21 protein-coding genes are annotated in these 25153 nt (G+C 67.8%); 12 read left to right on the forward strand and 9 right to left on the reverse strand.

Translation table 11 applies throughout. The features are described 5' to 3' along the window. Window positions 1-83 precede the first annotated feature (83 nt). The gene (locus tag CCO03_RS00695) at window positions 84-2363 is read left to right on the forward strand and encodes a TonB-dependent receptor (RefSeq protein WP_205690341.1); all 2280 of its coding nucleotides are present in this window, start codon (window positions 84-86) and stop codon (window positions 2361-2363) included. A 219-nt stretch (window positions 2364-2582) separates the two neighbouring features. Here the strand turns inward: CCO03_RS00695 and CCO03_RS00700 are convergent, their stop codons facing one another. From CCO03_RS00700 to CCO03_RS00720, 5 genes are read right to left on the reverse strand one after another with little or no spacing between them, the layout of a single operon-like run. Beyond that, a complete protein-coding gene (locus tag CCO03_RS00700) occupies window positions 2583-3563 on the reverse strand; it encodes a Bug family tripartite tricarboxylate transporter substrate binding protein (RefSeq protein WP_087275881.1) in 981 nt (326 codons plus the stop codon). Continuing rightward, complete coding sequence (locus tag CCO03_RS00705; RefSeq protein ID WP_236903972.1) at window positions 3542-4705, reverse strand: acyl-CoA dehydrogenase family protein; 1164 nt, start codon at window positions 4703-4705, stop codon at window positions 3542-3544. Before CCO03_RS00705 ends, CCO03_RS00700 begins: the two co-directional genes overlap by 22 nt. A gap of 13 nt (window positions 4706-4718) precedes the next feature. Beyond that, complete coding sequence (locus tag CCO03_RS00710; RefSeq protein WP_236903974.1) at window positions 4719-5945, reverse strand: acyl-CoA dehydrogenase family protein; 1227 nt, start codon at window positions 5943-5945, stop codon at window positions 4719-4721. After that, window positions 5942-6676 (reverse strand): enoyl-CoA hydratase/isomerase family protein, encoded by a 735-nt coding sequence (locus tag CCO03_RS00715; RefSeq protein ID WP_087275887.1) that lies wholly within the window; start codon window positions 6674-6676, stop codon window positions 5942-5944. Before CCO03_RS00715 ends, CCO03_RS00710 begins: the two co-directional genes overlap by 4 nt. Then, a complete protein-coding gene (locus CCO03_RS00720; protein ID WP_087275890.1) occupies window positions 6673-7911 on the reverse strand; it encodes a CaiB/BaiF CoA transferase family protein in 1239 nt (412 codons plus the stop codon). Before CCO03_RS00720 ends, CCO03_RS00715 begins: the two co-directional genes overlap by 4 nt. A gap of 114 nt (window positions 7912-8025) precedes the next feature. On the opposite strand from CCO03_RS00720, the gene CCO03_RS00725 reads away from it, so the two are divergent. From CCO03_RS00725 to CCO03_RS00745, 5 genes are all read left to right on the forward strand, one after another. Continuing rightward, window positions 8026-8949 (forward strand): LysR substrate-binding domain-containing protein, encoded by a 924-nt coding sequence (locus CCO03_RS00725; RefSeq protein ID WP_087275893.1) that lies wholly within the window; start codon window positions 8026-8028, stop codon window positions 8947-8949. Window positions 8950-9020: 71 nt separating this feature from the next. Continuing rightward, on the forward strand, window positions 9021-9872 hold the full coding sequence (gene pyrF, locus CCO03_RS00730) for an orotidine-5'-phosphate decarboxylase (protein ID WP_087275896.1): 852 nt from the start codon (window positions 9021-9023) through the stop codon (window positions 9870-9872). 541 nt (window positions 9873-10413) lie between these two features. After that, window positions 10414-11316 (forward strand): phosphoribosylaminoimidazolesuccinocarboxamide synthase, encoded by a 903-nt coding sequence (locus CCO03_RS00735; protein ID WP_087275899.1) that lies wholly within the window; start codon window positions 10414-10416, stop codon window positions 11314-11316. Window positions 11317-11413: 97 nt separating this feature from the next. Continuing rightward, entirely contained in the window at window positions 11414-11974 is a 561-nt protein-coding gene (locus CCO03_RS00740) for an NUDIX domain-containing protein (RefSeq protein ID WP_157667426.1), read from the forward strand. A gap of 203 nt (window positions 11975-12177) precedes the next feature. Beyond that, the gene (locus tag CCO03_RS00745; protein ID WP_087275905.1) at window positions 12178-12756 is read left to right on the forward strand and encodes a cob(I)yrinic acid a,c-diamide adenosyltransferase; all 579 of its coding nucleotides are present in this window, start codon (window positions 12178-12180) and stop codon (window positions 12754-12756) included. A 411-nt stretch (window positions 12757-13167) separates the two neighbouring features. On the opposite strand, the gene CCO03_RS00750 is transcribed toward CCO03_RS00745, so the two are convergent. After that, window positions 13168-16464 carry a type I restriction endonuclease subunit R gene (locus CCO03_RS00750; protein WP_087275908.1) on the reverse strand — a complete coding sequence of 1099 codons (3297 nt, stop codon included), beginning with the start codon at window positions 16462-16464 and terminating at the stop codon, window positions 13168-13170. 66 nt (window positions 16465-16530) lie between these two features. Between CCO03_RS00750 and CCO03_RS00755 the strand changes: the two genes are divergently transcribed. After that, on the forward strand, window positions 16531-17343 hold the full coding sequence (locus CCO03_RS00755) for an IS5 family transposase (RefSeq protein ID WP_087275916.1): 813 nt from the start codon (window positions 16531-16533) through the stop codon (window positions 17341-17343). A gap of 25 nt (window positions 17344-17368) precedes the next feature. On the opposite strand, the gene CCO03_RS00760 is transcribed toward CCO03_RS00755, so the two are convergent. The 3 genes from CCO03_RS00760 to CCO03_RS00770 all read right to left on the reverse strand — a co-directional run bounded on the left by CCO03_RS00760 (window position 17369) and on the right by CCO03_RS00770 (window position 20027). Beyond that, on the reverse strand, window positions 17369-17686 hold the full coding sequence (locus CCO03_RS00760; RefSeq protein ID WP_157667427.1) for a restriction endonuclease subunit S: 318 nt from the start codon (window positions 17684-17686) through the stop codon (window positions 17369-17371). 697 nt (window positions 17687-18383) lie between these two features. Further along, window positions 18384-19010, reverse strand: a complete 627-nt coding sequence (gene ycaC / locus CCO03_RS00765) for an isochorismate family cysteine hydrolase YcaC (RefSeq protein WP_087275922.1) — start codon at window positions 19008-19010, stop codon at window positions 18384-18386. Window positions 19011-19133: 123 nt separating this feature from the next. Continuing rightward, on the reverse strand, window positions 19134-20027 hold the full coding sequence (locus CCO03_RS00770; protein WP_205690385.1) for a pirin family protein: 894 nt from the start codon (window positions 20025-20027) through the stop codon (window positions 19134-19136). A 374-nt stretch (window positions 20028-20401) separates the two neighbouring features. Here CCO03_RS00770 and CCO03_RS00775 point away from each other — a divergent pair, with 374 nt between their 5' ends. The 5 genes from CCO03_RS00775 to CCO03_RS00795 all read left to right on the forward strand — a co-directional run bounded on the left by CCO03_RS00775 (window position 20402) and on the right by CCO03_RS00795 (window position 25132). Then, complete coding sequence (locus CCO03_RS00775) at window positions 20402-21190, forward strand: YoaK family protein (RefSeq protein WP_087283887.1); 789 nt, start codon at window positions 20402-20404, stop codon at window positions 21188-21190. A 56-nt stretch (window positions 21191-21246) separates the two neighbouring features. After that, window positions 21247-22164, forward strand: coding sequence for a LysR family transcriptional regulator (locus tag CCO03_RS00780; protein ID WP_418236067.1), 918 nt, complete (start codon window positions 21247-21249; stop codon window positions 22162-22164). A gap of 219 nt (window positions 22165-22383) precedes the next feature. Beyond that, entirely contained in the window at window positions 22384-23163 is a 780-nt protein-coding gene (locus tag CCO03_RS00785) for a M48 family metallopeptidase (RefSeq protein ID WP_087275925.1), read from the forward strand. A gap of 386 nt (window positions 23164-23549) precedes the next feature. Next, entirely contained in the window at window positions 23550-24674 is a 1125-nt protein-coding gene (locus tag CCO03_RS00790) for a thiolase family protein (RefSeq protein ID WP_236903976.1), read from the forward strand. 32 nt (window positions 24675-24706) lie between these two features. Continuing rightward, window positions 24707-25132 carry a Zn-ribbon domain-containing OB-fold protein gene (locus CCO03_RS00795; protein WP_157667428.1) on the forward strand — a complete coding sequence of 142 codons (426 nt, stop codon included), beginning with the start codon at window positions 24707-24709 and terminating at the stop codon, window positions 25130-25132. Window positions 25133-25153 lie beyond the last annotated feature (21 nt).

Below are 25153 nucleotides of genomic sequence, written 5' to 3' on the forward strand. Positions count from 1 at the left end.
ACGATCCGCACTAGCATTTCAATTCCCTGATGGCGTGGGGCTTTTCGAGTCCACGCCCGGGCCTTGTGTGCCGCGAGATCTTCATGAAACCTTCCTTTTTGCTTTCCCACCAGCGCGCCCTGTCGCCCGTCGCGCTGGCCGTCATGGCCCTGAGCACCACGGGCCTGGCCCATGCCCAGGACACCGCCGCCAACGGGGGCACCCTGCCTCAGGTTGAAGTCAAGGCCGAGGCCGGCTCGCCCGTCAAGGTCGAGCAGTCGGCCAACCCCAAGTTCACCGCGCCCTTGCTCGACACGCCCAAGTCCGTGTCGGTGATTCCCGAGCAGGTGATCCAGCAGACCGGCTCGACCACCCTGCAAGATGCGCTGCGCCTGACGCCGGGCGTCACGTTCGGCGCCGGTGAGGGCGGCAACTCGGCCGGCGACCGGCCGTTCATCCGCGGCTTCGACTCGCAGTCCGACATGTACCTGGACGGCATCCGCGACGTCGGTTCGCAAACCCGCGAGGTTTTCAACATCGAGCAGGTCGAGGTCATCAAAGGGCCCAGCTCGGCCTTCGGGGGCCGCGGTTCGGCGGGGGGCTCGGTCAACATCGTGTCCAAGACGCCCAAGGCCGAGAACTTCGTCACCGGCAGCGCAGGCCTGGGCAACGCCAAGTACAAGCGCGCCACGCTGGACGTGAACCACGTCTTCACGCCCGAGGTGGCCGGCCGCCTGAACCTGATGGTCAACGACCAGAACGTCGCCGGCCGCGATGCCGTGCAGTACAAGCGCTGGGGCATCGCGCCCAGCCTCACGCTGGGCCTGAACTCGCCCACCAAGCTGACCCTGAGCTACTACCACCTGCAGACGGACGACATGCCCGATGCCGGCGGCTTCCCCTACAGCAACCCGTTCGCGGCCACCAACGCCAATGCCTCCCTCAATGGCAACGGCAGCCCCATGGTGCCCAACCGCAGGAACTACTACGGCCTGGTCGACCGCGACTTCCAGAAGACCAAGGCCAACATCGGCACCATCGACCTGTCACACGACTTCGGCAACGACCTGGTCGCGCGCAACACGCTGCGCCTGGGCCGCACCACCAACAACTACCTGTGGACGCAGCCCGACGACAGCAAGGGCAACCCGCTGCTCTACGGCACGCTGTGGCGCCGCACCAACTCGCGTGCGGCCACCACCGACACCGTCATCAACGTCACCAGCCTGACCGGCAAAGCCAAGACCGGCAGCGTGGAGCACAGCTTCAACGTCGGCCTGGAGCTGAGCCAGGAAAAGACCAAGCGGGGCAGCTACACGCTGTCGCCCAACACCAACAACCCGCTGACCGGCAGCACGTCCTGCCCCACCACGGGTGCGGAGACGGGCTACAACTGCACCTCGTTCGAGAACCCCAACCCGTACGACCCCTGGTCGGCCACGCACACCGTCACCCGGACCGACCCGGCCAACGACGTGCGCGTGAAGACCAAGACCCAGTCGCTCTATGCGATGGACACGCTGACCATCACGCCGCAGTGGCTGATCAACGGCGGCCTGCGCTACGACCACTACGACACCCAGCTGCACAACCCCACGGCCGCCGGCACCCCGGCCGCGCCCAAGGACCTGCAGAACAAGAACGGCTTCTGGAACTACCAGGCCGGGGTGATCTACAAGCCCGTGCCCGAAGGCAGCATCTACCTGAGCTACGGCACCTCGTCCACGCCGCCCGGCATGGATGCCGGCGACGGCGCCGATGGCCTGAGCGTGGCCGTGCAGAACCTCAAGCCGCAGACCGCGCGCAACGTCGAGCTGGGCACCAAGTGGGAGTTGCTCGATCGCCAGCTGGCCGTCACCGCGGCCATCTTCAAGACCGACATGAACAACGCCCGCGTGACCGCCGAAGACGGCACCACGCAAAACATCGGCAAGAAGTCGGTCAAGGGGTTTGAGGTGGGCGTGGCCGGCAACGTGACGCGCCAGGTGCAGCTGTTTGGCGGCTACACCTACCTCGACGCCAAGCTCAAGAACCAGGGCTTTTCGAGTGGCGTGCCCTCGGCCGACAACGGCAACGTGTTCCCCAACACGGCCAAGCACAGCGCCAACCTCTGGGCCAACTACCAGCCCATCGCGGGCCTGAGCCTGGGCCTGGGCGCCACCTACGTGGGCAAGCAGTACGGCAACACCGCCAACACCAAGTGGATCCCGTCGTACGTGCGCTGGGACGCCATGGTCAGCTACGCGCTCAACAAGAACGTGACGCTGCAGCTCAACGTGCAGAACCTGACCGACAAGCTCTACTTCACCAAGGCGTACGCCTCGCACTACGCCGCCATTGCCCCGGCGCGCACCGCCACGCTGACGGCGAACTTCAAGTTCTGATGCCAGGCATGCCGCGCTCTGCGGCATGCAGTGATCAGCAGTATGGCCTGCTTCCCGTTTCAACATGAACGGGAGACAGGCCATACTGCTTTGACGGCTTGAAGCCTCTTCTCTGATTGCTCTTCCTCTCCGTGACAGCAGCGCGTCGCCTGACGGGCCGCGGGCTGGGGTGCCGCCGGTTTCACGCCGCGCTTGGCTGCTGCCCTGGCGCTCAGGCCCTCACTCCGCCACGACACCCGCCGTCTTGGCGATCTCGCCCCAGGCGGCCAGGTCGCGCTTGACCAGCTCGCCCAGGTCGTCCGGCGTGGACGGCGTGCCCAGGCGCACGTTCAGCGACTCGAACCGCTGCCGGTCCGCAGGCGAGGCCAGGATGGCGTTCACCTCGGCATTCAGGCGCGTCACCACCGGTGCGGGCAGGCCTTTGGGGCCGAACAAGGCCGTCCAGCTCGATTGCTCGAACGCCACGCCTTGCTCCACCAGCGTGGGCGCGTCGGCCGGCGGCAAGGGGCGCTGCTTTCCCACGGAGGCAATCGCGCGGATGCGGCCCGAGCGGATGTGCGGCAGCACCGACACCGAATCGGAAAACGCGATCGTCGTGTGTCCGGCAGCCACGTCGTTGGTGCACTGCACCGCCGTCTTGTAGGGGATGTGCCGCAGCTTCATGCCGGTCTTGGCGTTCAGGTAGGCCATGCTCAGGTGCCCGCCGGAGCCGATGCCCCACGAGCAGTACGACAGTTCGTCCTGGCTGGCGGCCACGTAGGCCTGCAGCTCTTTGACGTTGCGTGCCGGCACCGAGCTGGACACGATCAGCACGTTGCCGCTTTGCGCGCTGGGCCGCGCGATGGGCGTGAAATCCTGCAGGGGGTCGAACGGCAGCTTGGTGTGGGTCCAGGGGTTGATGGTGAACACCGCCGAGTAGGCGTACAGCAGGGTGTAGCCGTCCGGCGCGGCGCGTGCCACGGCCTCCGCGGCGATGATGCCGTTGGCGCCAGGCCGGTTGTCCACCACCACGGATTGCTTGAGGGATGCGCTCAGGCGCTCGGCGATGAGGCGCGCCATCTGGTCGGTCACGCTGCCCGCGCCGGAGGGCACCACCAGGCGGATGGCGCGGTTGGGGTAGGGCGTTTGCGCCCCGGCGCTGCCCATGCAAGCCAGGGCAAGGCACAGGCCGGTCAGGCTCACGGTGTGGTGGCGTCGCATGCGGGCGTCTCCGGTTGGTGGGTGGAATCCAGCGGGTCGAGTTGCTCCAGACGCGCCAGGTGCCAGGCGGCGTCGCCCAGCAGGTTGGCCTGCGCGGCCAGGGCCTTGTAGGCATGGCCGACTTCGGTCTCGTCCGTCATGCCGATGGCGCCGTGCATCTGCACGGCCTCTTCGCCCAGCTTGCGGCCGGCCTGTGCCACAAAGGCCTTGGCCAGCGAGGCGGCGCGCATGCGCCGGGGCGCGTCGTGGGTCAGTGCCGCGGCAGCGGCCTCGGTCAGGGCACGCGCCTGCGCCACGCTGACGAACAGGTCCACCAGGCGATGGCGGATCACCTGGTGCGCGCTCAACGGCCGGCCGAACTGCGTGCGCGTCACGGCGTAGGCCTGGGTCAGCTCGAAGGCTTTGTCCATGGTGCCCACGCTCATGGCGCACTGCATCACGGTCGCGGTGTCGAGGGCCGCTTCGACCTGGGGCCAGGCGCCGTGGAGCGGGCCCAGCAGCGCGCCTGGGTCGGCGGTGACCGCGTTCAGGCGCACGCTCGCCGTGCGCTGGCCGTCGTAGGTGGGCAGCGCGGCGATGTGCACGCCAGGCGCATCGGCCGCGATGCGGAACAGGCTCAGGCCCTCGGTGTCGCGCTGCCGGCCCCGGGTGCGGGCCAGCACCAGCAGCGTGTGGGCCGTGTCGGCGCCCAGCACCAGGGTCTTGCGGCCCGTCAGCACCCAGTGCCCGTCCTGCAGGCCGGCCTGGGTCTGCACGTCGAAGGCATCGTGGCGGCCTTGGATTTCCCAGGCGGCCAGGGCAAAGCGCGTTTGTCCGCTGGCCAGCTCGGCGGCCAGGTCGGGCGCCCAGGCGTTCAGCACGGGCGCACACAAGGCCGTGTTGGCCAGCCAGGGCTCGGGGACCAGGGCGCGGCCCAGCTCCTGCGCCAGCGCGGCCTGGTCCCCGTGCGAGCCCAGGCCACCCACCGCTTCGGGCAGGCCCAGCGCCAGCCAGCCCATCTCGGCGAAGGCGGGCCAGAGCGAGTCCGGGGCCGAGGCGCCGGGGGCGGCATTCAGGCTGGCCTGGCGCTGCTCAAAGCTGCAGCTGCGGTCCAGGTAGCGGCGCGCGCTGTCGAGCAGCATGCTGCGTTCATCGTTCGTCATGCGGCATACCTCCTCAAAGGCCCAGGACCTGTTTGGCCAGCATCTCGTGCTGGATCTCGCTCGACCCGCCGGCGATGGTGTAGCCGCGGGTGACGAAGCGGCGCGCCGACGCGGCGGGCGCGTAGGGCGAGCGGCCGGGCGCCAGCTCGGGCAGCTCGACGTGGGCGGCGCGGTCGCAGGCCAGGCTGTCGGGGCCGATGGCATCCACCGCCAGGTTCTCGATGTCCTGGATCAGCGTGCTGCCGATCAACTTGAGCATGCCGGTCTCGGGCCCCAGGCTGGCGCCGTCCTGCGCCTGCTGGCGAAAGCGCAGCACGGTGGCAGCCAGCGCTTCGAGCCGCACCTCCAGCTCGCGGTAGCGCTGCTGGAACCAGGGCCGCCGCGCCAGGGGCACGCCGGCCTCGTGCAGCTGCAGGCCGATCTGCCGCACCTTGGCCAGGCGCCGGCGGTTTTCGGCCACGCGGGCCAGGTTCAGGCGTTCGTGCTCGAGCAGCGACTTGGCGATGGTCCAGCCGGCGTTCTCTTCGCCCACGCGGTGTGCCACCGGCACCTCGACCTCGTCGAAGAACACCTGGTTGAACAGGCTCCAGCCGTGGATGCCGCGGATGGGCCGCACGCTGACGCCCGGCGTCTGCATGTCGATCAGCAGGCAGCTGATGCCCTCCTGCGGGCGCCCGCCGGTGTCGGTGCGCACCAGGCAGAAGATCCAGTTGGCGTGGTGCGCGCCCGAGGTCCAGATCTTGCTGCCGTTGACCACGTACACCTCCTCGCCGTTGGCATTGACGCGGCGCTCGGCCCGGGTCTTGAGCGAGGCCAGGTCCGAGCCCGCGTTGGGCTCGGAGTAGCCCTGGCACCACCAGTGCTCCTGGTTCACGATGCGCGGCAGAAAGTGCTGCTGTTGCGCCGGCGTGCCGTAGCGGATCAGGATGGGGCCCACCATGGCGATGGAGATGCCGCCGGATTCGGGCGCGTCGGCCAGCACCAGCTCGTCGTGAAAGACGGCGCGCTGCTCCTCGCTCCAGCCCGGCCCGCCCCAGGCCGTGGGCCAGTTCGGCACCAGCCAGCCCTGCTGGGCCAGGCGGGCCTGCCAGGCCTGCACCTCGGCCTTGCCGGGCTCCAGGCCCAGCCGCACCTTGTCGCGCACGGCCTGGGGCAGGGCGGCGGCGACGAAGGCGCGCACCTCGGCGCGAAATGCATGCAGATCGGTGTCGTTTGCGGTGTCGCGTGCGGTCATGCTCATGGTTGGGCCTCCATTGGCGTGCAGGCGTCGAACCACTCGCCCGGCGCGCGGCGGGTGTGGGCCGCGCGCAGGCCGCGCTTGACGGCGGCGATGCCTGGCGCCGGGTAGGCGGACACGGTCTGCGCCAGCTCGCGCGCCCGCGCCACCACGGCGTCGTCGGGCCGCACCTCGGTGGCGATGCCCAGGCGCAGCAGCTCGGCCGCGCCCACGCGGTCGCCCAGCAGGCACAGGCGCGCGGCCACGGCTTCCGAATGGCGCAGGGCCAGCCAGGCCACGTTGCGCGGCGCCGCCATGCCCAGCTTGATCTCGGCGATTTGCAAGAAGGCCGACTCGCCGCACACCAGCCAGTCGCCCGCTATCGCCAGCGCGGCGGCGCCGTTGATGGCGTGGCGCTCCAGGGCCACGATCCAGACCTTGCCGCTGGTCATCAGGCCCTGGTGCACGCGCAGCCACAGCTCGGCAAAGCTGACGCCGGCCGGGTCGGGGTGGGCCTGAATCGCCTTCAGGTCCAGGCCCGACGAGAACGCCCCTGCGGCGCCGCGCAGCACCACGACTTGCACGCCGTCATCGGCTTCGAGGCTGGCGATGGCATCGCCCAGTGCGCGCGCCATCGCCAGGTCGATGGCGTTGCGCTGCGCGGGCCGGTTCAGCGTCAGCTCGGCCCAGCCGGTGTGGCGGTCGATCTGCACGGGGGCGTCAAGGGTCGGGGTGAAGGTCGGTTCGGGGTTCATGCCAGAGCCTCTGTGCGAAGGGGTGAGGGGTGGATGCCGATGGCGCCGTCCTGGTGCATCTGCGCGATGTCGGCCGCGGCATAGCCCAGCTCGGCCAGCACGGCGGTCGTGTGTTCACCCAGCTGGGGTATGCGGCCAGGAGTTTTATGGGGCAAACGGGATTGCGTGATGCTGTCCATCGCGAAGGGCAGGTCGGGCACGCGGATCGTGCGCTCGCCCACGTCCACGGGCGCGAAGATGCCGCTGGCCTGCACGTCCGGGCTGTCCAGCACCTGCTGGTAGTTGCGCACCACGCCCACCACCACGTTGTGGCGCTCGAGCTGCTCGCGCGCGTCTTCGGCGCGCAGGGGACCCAGCGCGGCGCCCAGCGCGGCCAGCAGGGCAGGGCGGTTGGCCACGCGGCTGGCGTTGCAGGCAAAGCGTGGGTCGTCGGCCAGCTGGGGCTGGCCGATGGCGGTGCACAGCCGCAGCCAGTGGGCGTCGGTGGTGGCCGAGATCACCAGGTGGCCATCGGCCACGGCGACCACGTCGGCCGCGGGCGCAACCTTGGGCTGGCAGTTGCCCACGCGCTGCGGCAGCTGCCCGGAGCACTGGTACTCGGCCCACAGCTGCGCCTGCACCTGCACGGCCACGGCCAGCAGCGAAACCTCGATGGTGTCGCCCTCGCCCTGCATGGCGCGGCGGAACAAGGCCGCCAGGATGGCATTGGCCGTGGCCGACGCCGTGGCCACGTCGACCACGGTGAAGCCCGCCTTCAGCGGGCCGCCTTCGCGCTCGCCGGTGATGGACATCATCCCGCTCTCGGCCTGGGCCGCGATGTCCAGCCCCGGCCGGCTGCGCGAGGGCCCGCTGCGCCCGAAGCCCGTGATCGACGCGTGGATGAGGCCGGGCTTGCGGGCGCGCAGGCTGGGCGCGTCCAGCTGCACGCGCTCCATCACGCCCACGCGCGTGTTGTGCAACACCACGTCGGCGCTCAGGGCCAGGCGCCGGGCGGCCTCGGCGCCGGCCGTGCTGCGCAGGTCCAGCGCCACGCTGCGCTTGTGGCGGTTGTAGGCCACAAACATGGGCGCGTGGCCGGCGGCGTCGGGATTGCGCGCGCTGTCGCCGCTCAGCCCCTCCACCTTGATCACTTCAGCCCCCAGGTCGGCCAGCAGCATCGCGGCGCCCGGCGCCGCGATGTACTGCCCGAACTCCACCACGCGCACGCCGGCCAGCGGCAGCCTCGACGATGTCATCGCTTGCTCCTCGTTGTTCAGATGCCGCGATGGTGGTGACAAACCCCGGGGCGCAACAGCCGTCAAACTCGGGCCTGCGTTAACCACCAGTTTTCGGGTGAAACCCTCGTTGTCATGCGACTCAGCCAGATCCAGGACTTCATCGCCGTTGCCGAGCACGGCAGCGTGCGCGCCGGCGCCAAAGCCCGGCAGCTGTCGCCACCGGCCCTGACCAAAAGCCTGCGCGCGCTGGAGGAGGAGCTGCACGTGCCGCTGTTCACGCGCACGGGCCGCGGCGTCGTCATCACCCGCTTTGGCGAGGCTTTTCTGCACCGCGCCCAGCTCATCGCCAACGAGGCGCGCAAGGCCAGCGAGGAAATGGCCCAGATGCTGGGCGGCCGTGGCAGCAGCCTGCACATCGGCGCTTCGGTGGGGCCGGCCTACACGCTGCTGCCCGGGGTGCTGCGGCGCTTTCGGGCGCAGCACCCCGGGGTGCAGGTCAACCTCGAGAGCGGCATCTACGGCTCGCGCGCGTCCCAGCTGCGCTCGGGCAGCATGGACATGGCCATCTCGCCCGTGCCCGACGAGGGCGTGGGCCCCGGCCTGACGAGCGAGCCGCTCTACCGCAACGACTCGGTGGTGATGGCCCATCCCCTGCACCCGCTGCGCGCGGCACGCCACCTGGACGAGCTGGCCGATGCCGACTGGCTGCTCACCGGCCCCGGCATGAAAGGCCCGGGCTCGGCGATCCTCGAAGCCTTCGAGGCCGAGGGCCTGGCCCCGCCACGCGTGGCCCTGCGCTGCGACAACATCGGCATGGCGCAGATGCTGCTGCTGGCCAACCCCAACCTGCTGTGCCTGCTGCCGCGCAAGCTGCTCAGCGTGCCGCCGCTGGACCGCTTCCTCATCGCGCTGCCCATCGCGCAGCGCCTGCCCAGCCACTGGGTCAGCCTGATCTACCCCAGCGACCTGCCCATGACGCCCGTGGCCGCGGACTTCGCCACGCTGCTGCGCCGCGAGGCCCATTACCTGATCCGCGAGGCCGGCCGGGCGCCCTGAACGGCGCCGGCGGCAGCGGGCGCCCCGGTTGGCTCAGCAGCGGGCGCGGCGCCTTTCTAAAATCTCGCCCCATGACATTCCTCGACAAGCTGCGCGCCGCCGAGCGCGCCAATGCCTCGCTGCTGTGCGTGGGCCTGGACCCCGACCCCGCGCGCTTTCCGGCCGGCGTGACGCGCGACGCCCAGGGCATTTACGACTTTTGTGCCCGCATCGTCGAAGCCACCGCCGACCTCGCGATCGCCTTCAAGCCGCAGATCGCCTATTTCGCCGCCCACGGCGCCGAGCCGCAGCTGGAGCGCCTGATGGAGCACATGCGGGCCGTGGCGCCCAAGGTCCCCGTCATCCTGGACGCCAAGCGCGGCGACATCGGCTCGACCGCCGAGCAGTACGCCAAGGAAGCCTTTGTGCGCTACCGCGCCGACGCCGTCACCCTGTCGCCCTTCATGGGCTTCGATTCGGTGCAGCCCTACCTCAAGTACGAGGGCAAGGGCGCCTTCCTGCTCTGCCGCACGTCCAACGCCGGCGGCAGCGACCTGCAGGCCCGCCACCTGGCCGACGTGCCCGGCCAGCCCCTGGTGTACGAGCACATCGCGCACCTGGCGCAGACGACCTGGAACAGCAACGGCCAGCTCGGCCTGGTGGTGGGCGCCACCTACCCGAACGAGATCGAGCGGGTGCGCGCGCTGGCGCCCGATGTGCCGCTGCTGATCCCCGGCGTCGGCGCCCAGGGTGGCGATGCGGTGGCCACGGTGAAGGCCGGCTGGCGCGGCGATGCCAGCCACACGCGTGCGCCCATCATCGTCAACTCCTCGCGCGCCATCCTCTACGCCAGCGCGGGCGCCGACTACGCCGAAGCCGCGCGCCAGGAAGCCCTGCGCACGCGCGAGCTGCTGGCCCAAGCCCAGCGCCAGGCCCTGGCCTGAGCCGCCGCGCAGCCAGGCCGCTCGGGCAGTCCCGAGGCTGTGGTGAGGTGATCTGAGGCAGTATGCATGGCCTTTCGTTTTCTGAATATCGAGAGTGGCTGCATACACCTTCAGGCTTGGCATCCACTGGGTGTCCGTAAGGCACGAAGCCCAAGCCTGCCAAGCCGGCGCACCCCGGTCACGGCCGCCGTGGCCCACGCTGACCGGTGCACCCGCGCGGCGCTCACCCATCCAGATGCTTCGCCTGGCGCGGTGTTCGTCCCCTGCAGCGGCCAGATGATTCAGGCCCGTGCCGTCTGCCCGATGTCCGGGCGGGTTCGCGTCACACCGCCCGGCCACGACCAGCCGGTCGTCTGGGCCGGTGACGGCTGGGGTCACGCCTGCCACGCTGCGGGCGCCGCCCCGGGGCCGGCTCGAAAAGCGGGACAATCGGGGCTTGCTTCAGCCGGGTCGCCAACCGGATGCGCCTGCGCCTCGCAGCGCCAGGCCCCTGCCCATGGCGACCGGCTGCGCCGATTCCTTTGCCCCTTCGCGTTTCCCCATGACCACTCCAGCAGCGCTGCACACCTCCCGCATCACGTCCCTGCCCTTGCTCGCGCGCGGCAAGGTGCGCGACAACTACGCCGTGGGCGATGACCGCATCCTCATGGTGGCCAGCGACCGCATCTCCGCCTTCGACGTGATCATGACCGAGCCGATTCCCGGCAAGGGCGCACTGCTCACGCGCATGGCGCTGTACTGGTTCGACCAGCTCGGCGCCATCTGCCCCAACCACCTGACGGGCGACGCCCCCGAATCGGTGGTGACCGAGGCCGAAAAGCCCCAGGTCACGGGCCGTGCCATGCTCGTCAAACGCCTCACGCCCGTGCCCATCGAGGCCGTGGTGCGCGGCTACCTGGCCGGCAGCGGCTGGGCCGAATACCAGCAGGGCCAGGCGGTTTGCGGCGTGCCGCTGCCGGCCGGCCTGCAGAACGCCAGCAAGCTGCCCCAGCCCATCTACACGCCGGCCGCCAAGGCCGAGGTGGGCGAGCACGACGAGAACATCACCTACGAGAAGACCGTGGAGATGGTGGGCCCCGAGCTGGCCGCGCAGATCCGCGACACCGCCATCGCGCTGTACAGCGCCGCCGCGGACATCGCCCTGACCAAGGGCATCATCATTGCCGACACCAAGTTCGAGTTCGGCCTGGATGCGAATGGCACGCTGGTGCTGATGGACGAGGTGCTGACGCCCGACTCCTCGCGCTACTGGCCGGCTGACCAGTACGTGGAAGGCAGCAACCCGCCCAGCTTCGACAAGCAGTTCCTGCGCGACTGGCTGGAGTCCACGCTGGTCGACGGCAAGGCCTGGCGCAAGGCGCCGCCGCCGCCCACGCTGCCCCAGGCAGTGATCGACCAGACCGCCGCCAAATACCGCGAGGCCATGGACCGCCTGCTGGGCTGAACACGCCCCGTCCCGCTTGGGGATTGGTGAAACACGGGGTATGCCCCGGTTCTCGTCAAAACACCAACGACCAGGCGGTGATACTGCCTCACACACCATGCTTCAACACCGCATCGGCGCCGGCGCCATCGTCGAACACCAGGGGCGCGTGCTCCTGGTGAACTACCAGCCACCGGGCGGCACCGACTTCTGGGTGGCCCCCGGCGGCGGCGTGAACGCCGACGAAACCCTGGAAGCCGCCGCCGCGCGCGAGGTGTGGGAAGAAACCGGCCTGCGCGTGCGCATCGGGCCGCTGCTGTGCATCGAAGACCTGTTCGACGACCGCCTGCGCATCGTCAAGTTCTGGTTCCACGCCCAGCCCCTGGATGCCGAGGCCGCGCTGGCCGGCGGCGCCCTCAGCGTCGCGCACCCCGAGGCCCAGGCCGAGCGCATCGTGCAGGCGGCCTGGCTGAGCGCCGAGGAGCGCACCGGCCGCACCGTGTTCCCGCCCCCGCTGGCCCACGCCGACTGGCGCGCCGCGCTGGCCGGGGCTGGTGCACCGTCGAGCGAACCGCCGGGTGTGGCCCAGGCCAGCGGTGCGCCGCCGCGTGTCGGTGACGCCCCCGATCAACCGCCCCGCGCCGTGCCCCGCCTGCCGCTGCGGCGCATGAACGGCTAGCCGAACGGCTGAGCCGGACGGCCGGGCCTCCGGATGGCTAAGCTGAGCGGCCGTGCGCGAATGACCGTGCCGAGCGAGGGGCGCGAACGGCGCGACGCCCTGCTGGCCGTCCAGCCCGCCCCGGCGGTGGCCCGACCACCGACCACCGACACCCGATTCACCCGGCGGCCTTCGCAAGGCTGCGCTCACCCCAAAGGATCACCATGGGAAACCGACTCACGCAAATTGCCACCCGCACGGGCGACGACGGCACCACCGGCCTGGGCAACAACACGCGCGTGCCCAAGAACCATGCGCGCATGCAGGCCATGGGCGACGTGGACGAGCTCAACAGCCACATCGGCCTGCTGCTGTGCGAAGACATGCCCGATGCCGTGCGCCAGCTGCTGGTCGACATCCAGCACCAGCTGTTCAACCTCGGCGGCGAGCTGTCGATCCCGGGCTTTGAGCTGCTCAAGGACGATGGCCTGCTGCAGCTGGACCAGGCGCTGGCCACGCACAACGCCACGCTGCCACGCCTGCAGGAGTTCATCCTGCCCGCCGGCACGCGTGCCGCAGCCCAGGCCCACGTGTGCCGGACCGTGGCGCGCCGCGCCGAGCGCGCCGTGGTCGCACTGGGCCAGCAAGAAGCCCTGCGCCCCGCGCCCCGCCAGTACCTGAACCGCCTGTCCGACCTGATGTTCGTGCTGGCGCGCGTGCTCAACCGCCATGGCCGCAGCGGCGCCGCGGCCGACGACGTGTACTGGAAGAGCGAGCGCCTGCAGCAAAGCCAGGCCGATTGAGGCGCCGAAGCCAGGCGCCGGGCCGCGGCGTGCGCAGTTCACCTGGGATGAGCACCCATTCCGGGGTTTCAGTGTCCAAGTGCTCAGTTGTCGATAACACGCACTTGTCGCTAGTTTGGTACTTTGCTGCAGGTAGTAAAGCCGGACTGAGTGTGGCTTTTGTAAGCACCAGCCTGCTTGAGATCAAGCGGATTTACCAACGTGTGCAGTACGAATGCCCGATGCGCGACTCCTGGAACTGCTGGGCACCCGCTTGGCGCTACTGCAAGGTATGGCTGATGGCAGCGTGACCAATGTCGTTGCCATGCAGCGGGCGTGCTAGATCAATGTGAAAACACATCATGATTGCCCCAACATAACCTTGGGCGGCACTACCCAAAATCAGCGATTGGACCTGCACGCGTAACCGCTCTACTTCTCGTAACGGTGGAAATTTTGGGGATTACCCTGCACCAGCAGATCAAACACAATCCGCGCAAAATTTGCGGCCTTGCTCGGGTCGGCCAGTAACTGCATCATCTGATTCTGATGGGCTTCACTGCTATCCATGATGGCATCGTCTATCGCCTTGGAGAAGTCGCCTAGCATGGCCTGTTCGGGCGAGTTGTTCTCGATCTGCTTCATCACCTTGATGTTCTCGCCCACCTTGTCGCGGATGGTGTAGGCGTAGTTCACCATGTCCTTGTCGGTGAGCTGGTCGGTCACAAACACCTCGTTCAGGCGGTGAATGATCTGAGACAGAAACTCTTCCTTCTTGTCCTGCGGCTTGGCCGTGCCCAGGCCTTCGCCGGGCACCAGCTTGTAGTCCGCGCTGTTCTCTTTCAGCACCAGATTCTGCTGCCGAATCTTGGCCACGCGGTAGTGGCTGAGCACCACGTTGCCCAGGTCAATATCGTCTTCGTCGAGCAAGGTTTCGCGCAGCATGGGCCGCAGGCTGCGCGCGTACAGGCTCAGCTTTTCCAAGTCGGTGTCGTCGTAATCCACGATCTGCGACATGAACTCGTAAAAGCGCACAAACGTGCCCAAATCCTTCTTGAAAATTTCGAGCGCGTCTTTTTCCTTCTGGCATTCCTTCAGGCTTTTCTCGGCGTTGGCAATCAGCACGGCATCGCCCGTCTTCTGGGTGCGCTCAAACATGTCCTTGGCAATCTTGAACGCCTCCACCGCTGATTTGTAGCGCAGCTGCCAGCGTTGCACCGCCGGCTTGCAAATGTTGGCAATGGCCGCGTTGCTCTTGTTCTTCACATAAAACGCCGCGCAGAACTGCTCCACCTCCTGCCACGTAAAAATGCCCCCTGCCCGCAGCTTGTCCTGCAGCGCAAAGATCAGGTTCGGGTCCGACACATCCAGCAGCTCCGCCGTTTGGTAGTAGGGCTGAAACGCCGCAAGGATTTCATCCGGCTCGTTGAAGAAGTCGAGCACATAGGTGCCCGTCTCGGCCTTGTTGGGGTAGGTGCGGTTCAGGCGCGACAGCGTCTGCACGCACTCCACCCCGACCAGCTTCTTGTCCACATACATGGCGCACAGCTTGGGCTGGTCAAAGCCGGTCTGGAACTTGTTGGCGACGATCATCACCTGGTAGTCGTCCGAATCGAAAGCCTTGCGCATGTCGCGGCCCTTGAGGTTCGGGTTCATATTCGTCTCGGTGAACTTCTCGCCGATCTGGCCCGCAGCAGCCGGGTCTTTGTCGGTGAACTCCACCTCACCCGAAAACGCCACCATGGCGTGAATCTTCTGGTAGCCAGGCTTTTCACGGTTGTCCGATATGTACTTATCGAAACACTGCATGTAGCGCACCGCCTCCTTGCGCGAGCTGGTCACCACCATGGCCTTGGCCTGCCCGCCCAGCAAGCCCATCACGTTGTCCTTGAAGTGCTCCACGATCACCATCACCTTCTGCGCAATGTTGTGATCATGCAGGCGCACCCATTGGTTCAGCTTGACCTTGGCGCGCTTGCTTTCCACCTCTGCATCGGCGTCCTGCACCTTCAGGGCCAGCTTGTAAGCCACCTTGTAGTTGGTGTAGTTCTTCAGCACGTCGAGGATGAAGCCCTCCTCAATCGCTTGGCGCATGCTGTACACGTGGAACGCTGCGGGCTTGTTGGTGGCGGAAGGCACCTCGTTCGGGCGCGGCACGCGGCCAAACAGCTCCAGCGTCTTGGCCTTGGGCGTGGCGGTAAAAGCAAAGTAGCTCAGGTTGCCCGATGCGCGGCGCGACGCCACCGTGGCGGCAATGATGTCGTCGCTGTCCAGTTCGGCAGCCTCATCTCCCGCTTCACCGGCTTCCTTCATCAGCACCTCTTTGAGCTGCCGCGCCGTGGAGCCGCTTTGCGACGAATGCGCCTCGTCCGCAATGATGGCGTAGCAGCGCTGTTTCAGGCTCACGCTGTTTTCAATCGCCTTCAACACAAACGGAAAGGTCTGGATGGTGACGATGATGATGGGCTGGGCCGACTCCAAAGCCGCGGCTAGCTTTTCAGACTTGGAACCATCGCCCTCTTTGTTGTTGATGCGCCCCACCACACCATCGGTGTGCTCAAACTGGTAGATCGTGTCTTGCAGCTGCGCATCCAGTACCGTGCGGTCGGTCACCACAATCACCGAGTCAAACTGCTTTTTGCCGTCAGCCTTGTACAGCGCCGAAAGCTGGTGCGCCACCCAGGCAATGGAGTTGGACTTGCCCGAACCCGCGCTGTGCTGAATCAGGTATTTCTGCCCCGGCCCCTCGGTGCGCGCCGCTGCGAGCAGCTTCCCCACCACGTCCCACTGGTGGTAGCGCGGGAAGATCAGGCTTTCCTTCTTGTACTTGCGGCCTTCCCAGTCTTCCTTGTCCTCAATCTGCAGGTGCACAAAGCGGGCCAGGATGTTGAGCAGGTTGTGCGGCAGCAGCACCTCGTTCCACAGGTAATCGGTGGCGTAGCGGTTGATGTCGTCAGGCACATCGTTGCCCGCACCGCCGTCCGCCGTGCCTTTGTTGAAGGGCAGAAAGTACGTGCCCTCCCCCTCCAGCTTGGTGGCCATGTGCACCTCGTACTGGCTCACCGCAAAATGCACCAGCGCCCCGCGCTTGAAGGTCAGCAGCGGCTCCGGCTTCTTGGCCACCGGGTCCACCGGCAGGCGCGTGGTTTTGTACTGCCGCACTGCCCGGTCCACCGCCTGCTTGAACTCGCTTTTCAGCTCCAGCGTGGCCACCGGCACGCCGTTGACGAACAGCACCAGGTCAATGCGCCACGCCTTGGCCTTGGCTCCTGTCTCCGCTAAACAGGCATCGGTACACCATGGGCTGTACACCAGCTCCGGCACCACACGCAGGCGGTTTTTGGCGTAGCGGGCCAGCGTGTCCGGGTTCAGGTTGTGCTCGGGCTTGAACTGGCACAGCGACAAGCGCGCATTGCGGTCGCGCAGTTCGTGGCGCAGCACCCCCAACGTGCCAAAGGTGCGGCTGTCTTTGTGCGTGGCGTTCGGGTCGGCCTTGCCCAGTTGCGCCGCAATCAGTTGCAAAAACTTCTGCTCCGCATCCTTGGGGTGGTTGGCGCAAAACCTTTGCCACTGCGCGTCTTGCGTCTCTTGCACAAAGCCCAGCGCATCCTCCGGGTACAGGGCCAGTTCACGGTGGTAATTGTCTGGCGAGCCCAGCAACCAGCCATTAGCGAGCAGCTGGCGAATGATGTCGTCTTGAAAGATGCGTTCGGTGGCTGGGTCGCTCATGGCTGGGGGCTAGAGCGTGTTATGAACTTTGATCGATGAAGAAATTGCCGCAGGTAGAGTGCGGCGATGCCCCGCAAGCCCTACCCGACGGACATCAGCGATGAAGAATGGAGCTTCGCTGCACCGTATCTGACGTTGATGGACCAACACGCCCCACAGCGTGAACACGACCTGCGCGAAGTCTTCAACGCGCTACGCTGGCTGGTCCGGGCAGGTGCTCCGTGGCGCATGCTGCCCAATGACCTGCCGCCGTGGGAGGCTGTGTATCAACAAAGCCGCCGGTGGCTGGACGCCGGCTGTTTCGAGGCGATGGTGTCGGACCTGCGGTCCATCATTCGAGTAGCCCAAGGCCGCCAGGGCCAGCCGAGCGCAGCGGTGATGGACGGACGCACCTTGCAGTCGAGCTGCGAGAGCGGCCCGCGCGCAGGCTACGACGGCTACAAGCGCAAGCGAGGCAGCAAAGTCCACATGGCAGTGGACACCCTGGGCCATCTCCTGGCAGTCCATGTCACCCCGGCCGATGAGCAGGAGCGAGTGCAGGTGAACAGGCTGTGTGAAGCGGTGCAGCAAGCAACTGGCCATACGGTGGAGACTGCGTGGGCAGACCAGGGTTACACAGGAGCAAATGCACGTCAGGCAGCCAAGGACAACGGCATCGACTTGCAGATCGTGAAGTTGTCCGAGGCGAAGAAAGGCTTCGTGCTGCTGCCCCGGCGCTGGGTGGTCGAGCGCAGCTTCGGCTGGCTGGCGAGATTCCGCCGGCTTTCGCGGGACTACGAGCGGCTATCCGAAGTCCTCAGCGGTCTGCATTTCCTGGTCTTCGCGGTGCTCATGCTCCCTGCTGCTGCTCGGGTGCTGGCTGCTACTGGAAGTTCATAACACGCTCTATGTGGGTTAAGAGGTGTCAGGCGGCGGCTTGCCAATCGCGCACGTCGATCTTGCCGGTGACAGCGGCGGAGATTAGGGCGGTGCGGCGTTCTTGCATTAACTCAATTGCAGAGACGGCTTTACCTATCAGTCCGTCAAATTTGCACTTTCGCTCAGCAACGTAGTTAACGATCTGGGCTTGCTCTTCGAGCGGAGGAAGGATCACCGGAAACGCACTAATCTCTGAACAGGTTATTGCCCCTTTTGTAGAGCCAGCACCTTCAGATTCATAGCGAATTCGCTCGTAATTTCCCTCAAGCCACAAATACAAAAATTTATGCTGCAGCAAAAACAAAGCCCGAACTGTTGCCAGATACCGGGCTCAAAAATCTGTGGGAGGAAATCTGCATTGCCATCCGAACCGACCACCCAATGCGGGATCTGTATGAATCGCACCTGGCTGTGCGCAGCGGCAGATAGTTCACCGCTGCCGTTCCGCTACGAATCATCGTCAGCCTGGCAGATTGGCGCCGATGACATGCAACAGCGGCAGGAATACCATGGCGGCGGCTTTAAATGCCGCAATGGGCAGGTTGGACAAGCCGCCCACTGCAGACTTCCGATACGTCAATCTTGATGCTTTAAATTGGACGGCAATTCAACCCGATCTCGGGTTCCTGCGTCAGAGCAAACAAAACTGTAGCGAAAATTCCAGCTGCGGAGCCTCGGCTTTGACTACCGGCTTTGTGGTGCAAAGGTGACGCTCATTACAACGCTGCGACTGGCTGTAATCGCTGCTCAGCAGACATTGCCGATGACAGCTCGAACGACTGCAATAGGCACGATGTGCTGACATCGGTGCTGAGCAGCCGCTCATTCAATTTCAGAGGGGCTGTCCATGTAGCCCGGAATGAGGTGCTCAAGCCGTACCGGAATCTGCACAGCGTGGCCTGCGGAGGTCGTGAGGCAGATTTCACGCCAGTTTCAAAGCAGTATGACTACATGGCCGTTGATGATGTGAGGGGCATGGGGTCATACTCATTGAAGTCGAATCACTGGGCCGTCAGGGCGGCGTGGCTGGTCATCAGGTTGCGGTAGTCGGGGATGTGGTTGGCGAACAGCGTGCCCAGGCCCTCGACGTCGTTGCGCCAGTCGCGGTGCAGCTCGCAGGCCACGCCGAACCAGGTCATGAGCTGTGCGCCCGCCGCTTCCATGCGGCGCCAGGCCGAGTCACGGGTCAGTTCGTTGAAGGTGCCCGAGGCATCGGTCACGACGAAGACCTCGAAGCCTTCGGCGATTGCCGACAGGGCCGGGAAGGCGACGCAGACCTCGGTCACCACGCCGGCGATGATGAGCTGCTTGCGGCCCGTGGCCTTGACGGCCTGCACGAAGTCGTCGTTGTCCCAGGCGTTGATCTGGCCCGGCCGGGCGATGTAGGGCGCGTTGGGATGGGCGGCCTTGAGTTCGGGCACCAGCGGGCCGTTGGGGCCGCTCTCGAAGCTGGTGGTGAGCAGCGTGGGCAGTTTGAAGTAGGTGGCCAGGTCGGACAGCGCCAGCACGTTGTTCTTGAACTTGTCGGGTTCGATGTCGCGCACCAGGGACAGCAGGCCGGTCTGGTGGTCGACCAGCAGCACGGCGGCGTTGTCCTTGTCGAGGCGGGTGTAGGGCGTGTGGCTCATGGCGATCTCCTTCAGGGGTGGGGAAAGCGGGGCACCTCAGGCGGGCAGCGGTTCAGCCGCATGCCCGTCTGCGGGGCGTGGACAGGCGTTGGCCGGCCCGGTTGCCCAGGCCGGCGGGACGGGTTACAGGTCCGCCGTGGCGGGCGCACGGGATGGCGCCAGCTGACCGAACCGGCCGCTGTGGAAGTCGGCCATGGCCTGCTCGATTTCGGCCTCGGTGTTCATGACGAACGGGCCGTGGCCGACCACGGGCTCGGCGATGGGCTCGCCCGACAGCCACAGCAGGCTGGCGTCGTTGTTGGCTTCGAGCTGCACCTCGCCGGACTCGCGGTCGAACTGCAGCCATTGGCCGTCGCGCACCACCTCGCTGCCGTTGACCAGCACCGTGCCGCTCACCACCACCAGCACCAGCGTGTGGCCGGCGTGGGCGGGCAGCGTGACCTCGCGTCCGGCGCGCAGGCGCACGTCCCACACGTCCATGGGCGTGGCGGTGCGGGCCGGGCCGGCAGTGGCGCCGAAGCGGCCGGCGATCACGCGCAGCTGGCCGGCGTCATCGGGCAGGGCCACGCGCGGGATGTCGGCGTTCAGCAGCGTCTGGTAGCCGGGCGCGCCCATCTTGTCGGCGGCGGGCAGGTTCACCCACAGCTGCACCATGTGCAGCTCACCGCCACGCGCGCTGAAATCGGGCGAATGGAACTCCTCGTGCAGGATGCCCGAGGCCGCCGTCATCCACTGCACATCGCCGGGGCCGATGAGGCCGCCCGCGCCGGTGGAGTCGCGGTGGGCAACTTCGCCGTCGTAGACGATGGTCACGGTCTCGAAACCGCGGTGGGGGTGCACGCCGACGCCGCGTGGCTGGCTGCTGGGCGCGAAGCGGGCCGGGCCGGCGTGGTCCAGCAGCAGGAAGGGGCTGAGTGCTTCGCCATGGCCGTGGTAGCTGAAGAGCGAACGCACGGGAAAGCCATCGCCCACCCAGTGCGGGCGCGGGGCGCTGTACACGCCGAGGATCTGCTTCAACATGGTGTCTTCTCCGGGTGAGAACCGCCGAGGTGATTCGAGGAACATGAGGAGCAGTATGCGGATGAAACGATGAAGGTGATAGATGGCAAAAATGCGCTTCATCGTTTCATTGGTGAAACAGATGGGTGGATTCAAGGCCCCGGGTAGGCGGTGGCCCGTGTGAGCGGGGCGGATCGGCGGGAGCGGGTCCGCCTCGGCCCCGCGCCGGGCAGGGTGCGCGCGACGGTTTCCGCAGGTGGGCCCATCGCTGGGCGTGGCGCCCGTGCTGGCATGGCCGCCGGTCAATGGCGCCGACCCCTTGGGGCGTCGGTGCGGGAGGCGCGCCTGGACCGGCCGGCTACCATGCCGGCTCCTCGTGCGGAGTGGTGTGCATGTCCTTGTCCTCCCGGTTGCGGGTCCTCTCGTCGCCCTGGCTGGCCTTGACCAGCCGGCACCGCAGCGCCAGCGCCGACCTGGCGCTGGGCCTGTGGCTGGCGTTCGTGGCCGGGGCCATCAACGCGGGCGGGTTTCGGGTGCTGCACGTCTACACCTCGCACATGAGCGGCTTCGCCTCGCAGCTGCCCTATGCCTGGGTGGTGCAGGACGTGCGGCTGATGCTGTCGGCCGTCGGGGCGCTGGGCGCCTTCGTGCTGGGGGCCATGACGGCCACGGTCCAGATCCAGTGGGCGCGTCGCCTGCACCTGCAGCACATCTATGCGCTGCCGCTGTTCCTGGAAGCCTGGGTGCTGCTGGCCTTTGGCCTGGTGGGTGCGCTCACGCTGCGCCTGCAGACGCCGTTCGGCGTGCCGCTGACCGTGCTGCTGCTGGCCTTTTTGATGGGGCTGCAAAACGCCCTCACCACCAAGGCCTCGCGCAAGCACGTGCGGTCGACCCACATGACCGGCCACCTGACCGACATCGGCATCGAATGGGGCCGGCTGCTGCGCCGCCGCACGCGGGGCCTGCAGGCCGAGCACCGGCGGCTGTTCGCCGAACGCATGAAGCTCTACGGCGGCCTGGTGCTGGCTTTCATCGGCGGTGGCTACGTGGGCGTGCTGGGCTTTGGCCGGCTGGGCTTCGTCAGCGTGCTGCCGCTGGCCTCGGTGCTGGGCTTGATGTCGGTGCCGGCGCTGGCGTTCGACGTGTGGCGTCGGCGCGGCATGGACCCGTGGCATGGGTGACGGCGACCGTCGCTGCGCCCCGCCCCCTTTCCTGTGATCACCTCTGCTGCATGCCCATGTTGCCCACCGTGCCCGACCTCAATGACCTGTATTACTTCGCCCAGGTGGTGGAGCACGGCGGCTTTGCCGCCGCGAGCCGCGCGCTCGGGGTGCCCAAGTCCAAGCTCAGCCGGCGCGTGGCGGCGCTGGAGGCGCGGCTTCACACCCAGCTGCTGCTGCGGTCCACGCGCCACTTTGCGGTGACCGACGCGGGGCGCACCTATGTCGCCCATTGCCGCGCCATGCTGACCGAGGCCGAGGCCGCCGAGGAGTCGATCGCGCTGTCGCATGCCGAGCCGCGCGGGCTGGTGCGCCTGTCCTGCCCGGTGGCGCTGCTGGCCACGCGCGTGGGGCCCATGCTGGCGGGCTTTCTGCAGGCCCACCCGCGCGTCAGCCTGCAGGTGGACGAAACCAACCGACGCGTGGACGTGGTGGCCGAAGGCCTGGACCTGGCCTTGCGCGTGCGGCCACCGCCGCTGGCGGACAGCGAGCTGATCCTGCGGGTGCTGGCCGATCGCGGCCAGTGCCTGCTGGCCAGCCCGGCGCTGCTGGCGCGCCAGGGCATGCCCCAGGGGCCGGCCGACTTGGCGCAGTGGCCCAGCCTGGCCCTGGGCCAGCCGCAGGACGAGCATCGCTGGCATCTGCTGGGGCCCGAGGGTGCACAGGCCCAGGTGCGGCACCACCCGCGCTACGTCACGCTGGGCATGCTGGCGCTCAAGGCGGCGGCGCTGGCGGGCGTGGGTGTGGTGCAGTTGCCGCGCATGTTCGTGCAGGCCGAGTTCGCGCGCGGCGAGCTGGTCAACGTGCTGCCGGGCTGGGAGCCCCGGCGCGAGTTGATCCACGCCGTCTACGCCTCGCGCCGCGGCCAGCTGCCGGCGGTGCGCGCCTTGCTCGATCACCTGGCGGCCGAATTTGCCGCCCTGCACGAAGACTGAGCCGCCGCGCAGCGAGCCGTACGGCGAGCCGTGCGTATTCGGCGCAAATGCAACGGCTGGCGCGCGCGGTCACGCGGTTTGGAGGCGGGCCTCACTACACTGTTCACGTTCCGAGGCACAACACACAAACACCGGGAGGAGAGGTATGGAACGTTGCATGCGCCACAAGCCTGACCCGGAGCTCGGAACGGTCACACCCTGGAACGAAAGGTAAACCGCATGACACGCTTTCCCCTCACCGCGCTGGGCCTTAGCCTGGCCCTGGCCCTGACGGGCTGCAAAACCGCCGAGACCCTGAACACGGACAGCCTGGGCAAGACGGCCGAGACCGTCAGCACCGCGTCCAAGGCCCTGACCCTGTCCGACAGCGACGTGGTCGCCCTGTCGAACGAGTCGTGTGCAGCCATGGACGCGCAGAACAAGGTGGCGCCGGCCAAGAACAAGTACACCCAGCGCCTGAACCGCGTGGTCAAGGCCTTCCCCAAGGCCATCGATGGCAAGCAGACCAACTACAAGGTCTACCTGACCAGCGACGTCAACGCCTGGGCCATGGCCAACGGCTGCATCCGGGTCTACAGCGGGCTGATGGACCTGATGAACGACGACGAGCTGCGCGGCGTCATCGGCCATGAGATCGGCCACGTCGCCCTGGGGCATTCCAAGTCGCGCCTGCAGGCGGCCTACGCCACGTCGGCGGCCCGCCAGATCGCGGCGCAAAGCGGCAACGCGGCGCTCAGCACGCTGTCGCGCACGCAGGCTGGCGAGCTGGCCGAGAAATTCCTCAACGCGCAGTTCTCGCAGTCGCAGGAATCGGCCTCGGACGACTACTCGTTCGACCTGCTGACCCAGCTCAAGCTGCCGCGCAAGGGGCTGGTGACCAGCTTCCAGAAGCTCGCCAAGCTCAGCGAAGGCAGCAAGGACAGCGCGCTGCTCAGCTCGCACCCGCCATCCGACAAGCGCGCCGCCCACATGCAGCAGCGCCTGGGCAACGGCAAGTGAGGGCGGGCGCCTGACGGCGCGTCCCTTGGCGACACAGGCTCCTGGGGGGCCTGTTTTGTTGTGGAGGGTGCGCAGGTGCAGGCGGCCAGGGGCACCGCTGAGCCGGTGCATGCGTGCGCCGTGTCTCGACGTCATGCGGAGAGCGGGAAGGCAGTACGGCGCATTTCCCGTTTTCAATTCAACGGCAATCGGGCCATACCCCGTGAGCACGCAAGCGACCTCGCATGCGCCCCTGGGGGCGGCATCGCGCGCCAGCGCCTTCGTCGCCTGCGCGGCAGACCGCCCCGCGACCGGTCGCCCGCCGGTCCCCCAGGCGCCGCCGGCGCGCCAAAGCCCGCGTGACAATGCCGCCGATGACGCACACCGCATACCTCCGAGGCGTTGGCATGACGCCCTACGGCCGGCTGGACGGCCAGGACACGCTGGACCTGATGGGCCAGGCCGCCACGCTGGCCCTGGCCGATGCCGGCCTGGCGCGCGGCGAGGTGGACGGCCTGCTCGTGGCCTACTCCACCACCCTGCCACACCTGATGCTGGGCACCCTGTTTGCCGAGCACTTCGGCCTGCAGCCCACCTGGTCGCACGGTGTGCAGGTGGGGGGTGCCACCGGCCTCACGCTGGTCGCCCTGGCCAGCCACCTGGTGCGCTCGGGCGCGGTGCGCCGCGTGCTGTGCGTGGCGGGTGAAAACCGGCTCACCGGCCAGTCGCGCGACGACTCGATCAAAACGCTGGCCCAGGTGGGCCATGCGGACTATGAGGTGCCGCTGGGCGCGAGCATTCCGGCCTATTACGCGCTGCTGGCCGCGCGCTACCTGCACGAGACCGGCACCACGCCCGCCGACCTGGCCGAGCTGGCCGTGTTGATGCGCGCCCACGCCGCCACGCACCCGGGCGCCCAGCTGCGCCAGCCCATCGCCGTGGCCGACGTGCTGGCCTCCAAGCTGGTGTCGGCGCCGCTGCGGCTGCTCGACTGCTGCCCCATTTCGGACGGCGCCGCGGCCGTCATCGTCGACGCCGAACCCGGCGCGCGGGCCGACGGCGCGGTGATCCGCATCGCGGGCACCGGCAGCGCCCACACCCACCAGCACGTGTCGGCCGCGCCGGACGATGCGGCCCTGGGCGCACGCCAGGCCGCCGCGGCTGCCTTCGCCCAGGCCGGCCGCGGCGTGGGCGACATGCGCTACGTTGGCATGTACGACAGCTTCACCGTCACGCTGGCCATGCTGCTCGAGGCGACGGGGTTTTGCGCGCCCGGCCAGGCCGGCGCGACGGCGCGCGATGGCCTGTTCGGTCCTGCGGGCCGGCTGCCGCTGAACACGCACGGGGGCTTGCTGTCGTACGGCCACTGCGGTGCCGCCGGGGCGCTGGCGCACGTGGCCGAGGCGGTGGCGCAGATGCGCGGCGGCTGCGGCGCGCGCCAGGTCGCGCACGAGGCGCCGCTGGCCTTTCTGCACTCGGACGGCGGGGTACTGTCCTCGCACACCAGCATGGTTTTGGAGAGAGACGCATGAGCCCCCGCAGTGCCCAGCACGGAGGACCTTCCATGAGCAGCCCGATGGCATCCGCCGCCAGCCCGCAGCCCGCCGGCACGCCTCACATCACCGCGCCCCACGCCGCCCCTGGCGCCAGCGACTGGACGCAGGGCACGCCTGTCCTGCGGGTCGACACCTGCGTGGCCTGCGGCTTTCGCACCGCCTTGCGCCAGCGTCAGTGCGCGCGCTGTGGGGGCGCTGTCGATTCGGCGCCCATCGCGGGCCCGGGCCGGGTCTGGTCGCACACCGTGGTGCACCGGGGCCCCACCAAGGACGAAACGCGCGATGGCCCGTATGCGATCGCGCTCGTCGACCTGGCCGAGGGCGTGCGCGTGATGACGCGCGCCGAGACCGACCTGGCGATTGGCGACCCCGTGCAGGTGACGCTGCGCGAGGTGCAGGGCCGCCTGCTGCCCTACGCAGTTCACGCTTCCTAGGCAGTATGGTCCTGTTACCGT

Source organism: Comamonas serinivorans (genome assembly GCF_002158865.1).
GTDB classification, from domain to species: domain Bacteria; phylum Pseudomonadota; class Gammaproteobacteria; order Burkholderiales; family Burkholderiaceae_C; genus Comamonas_E; species Comamonas_E serinivorans.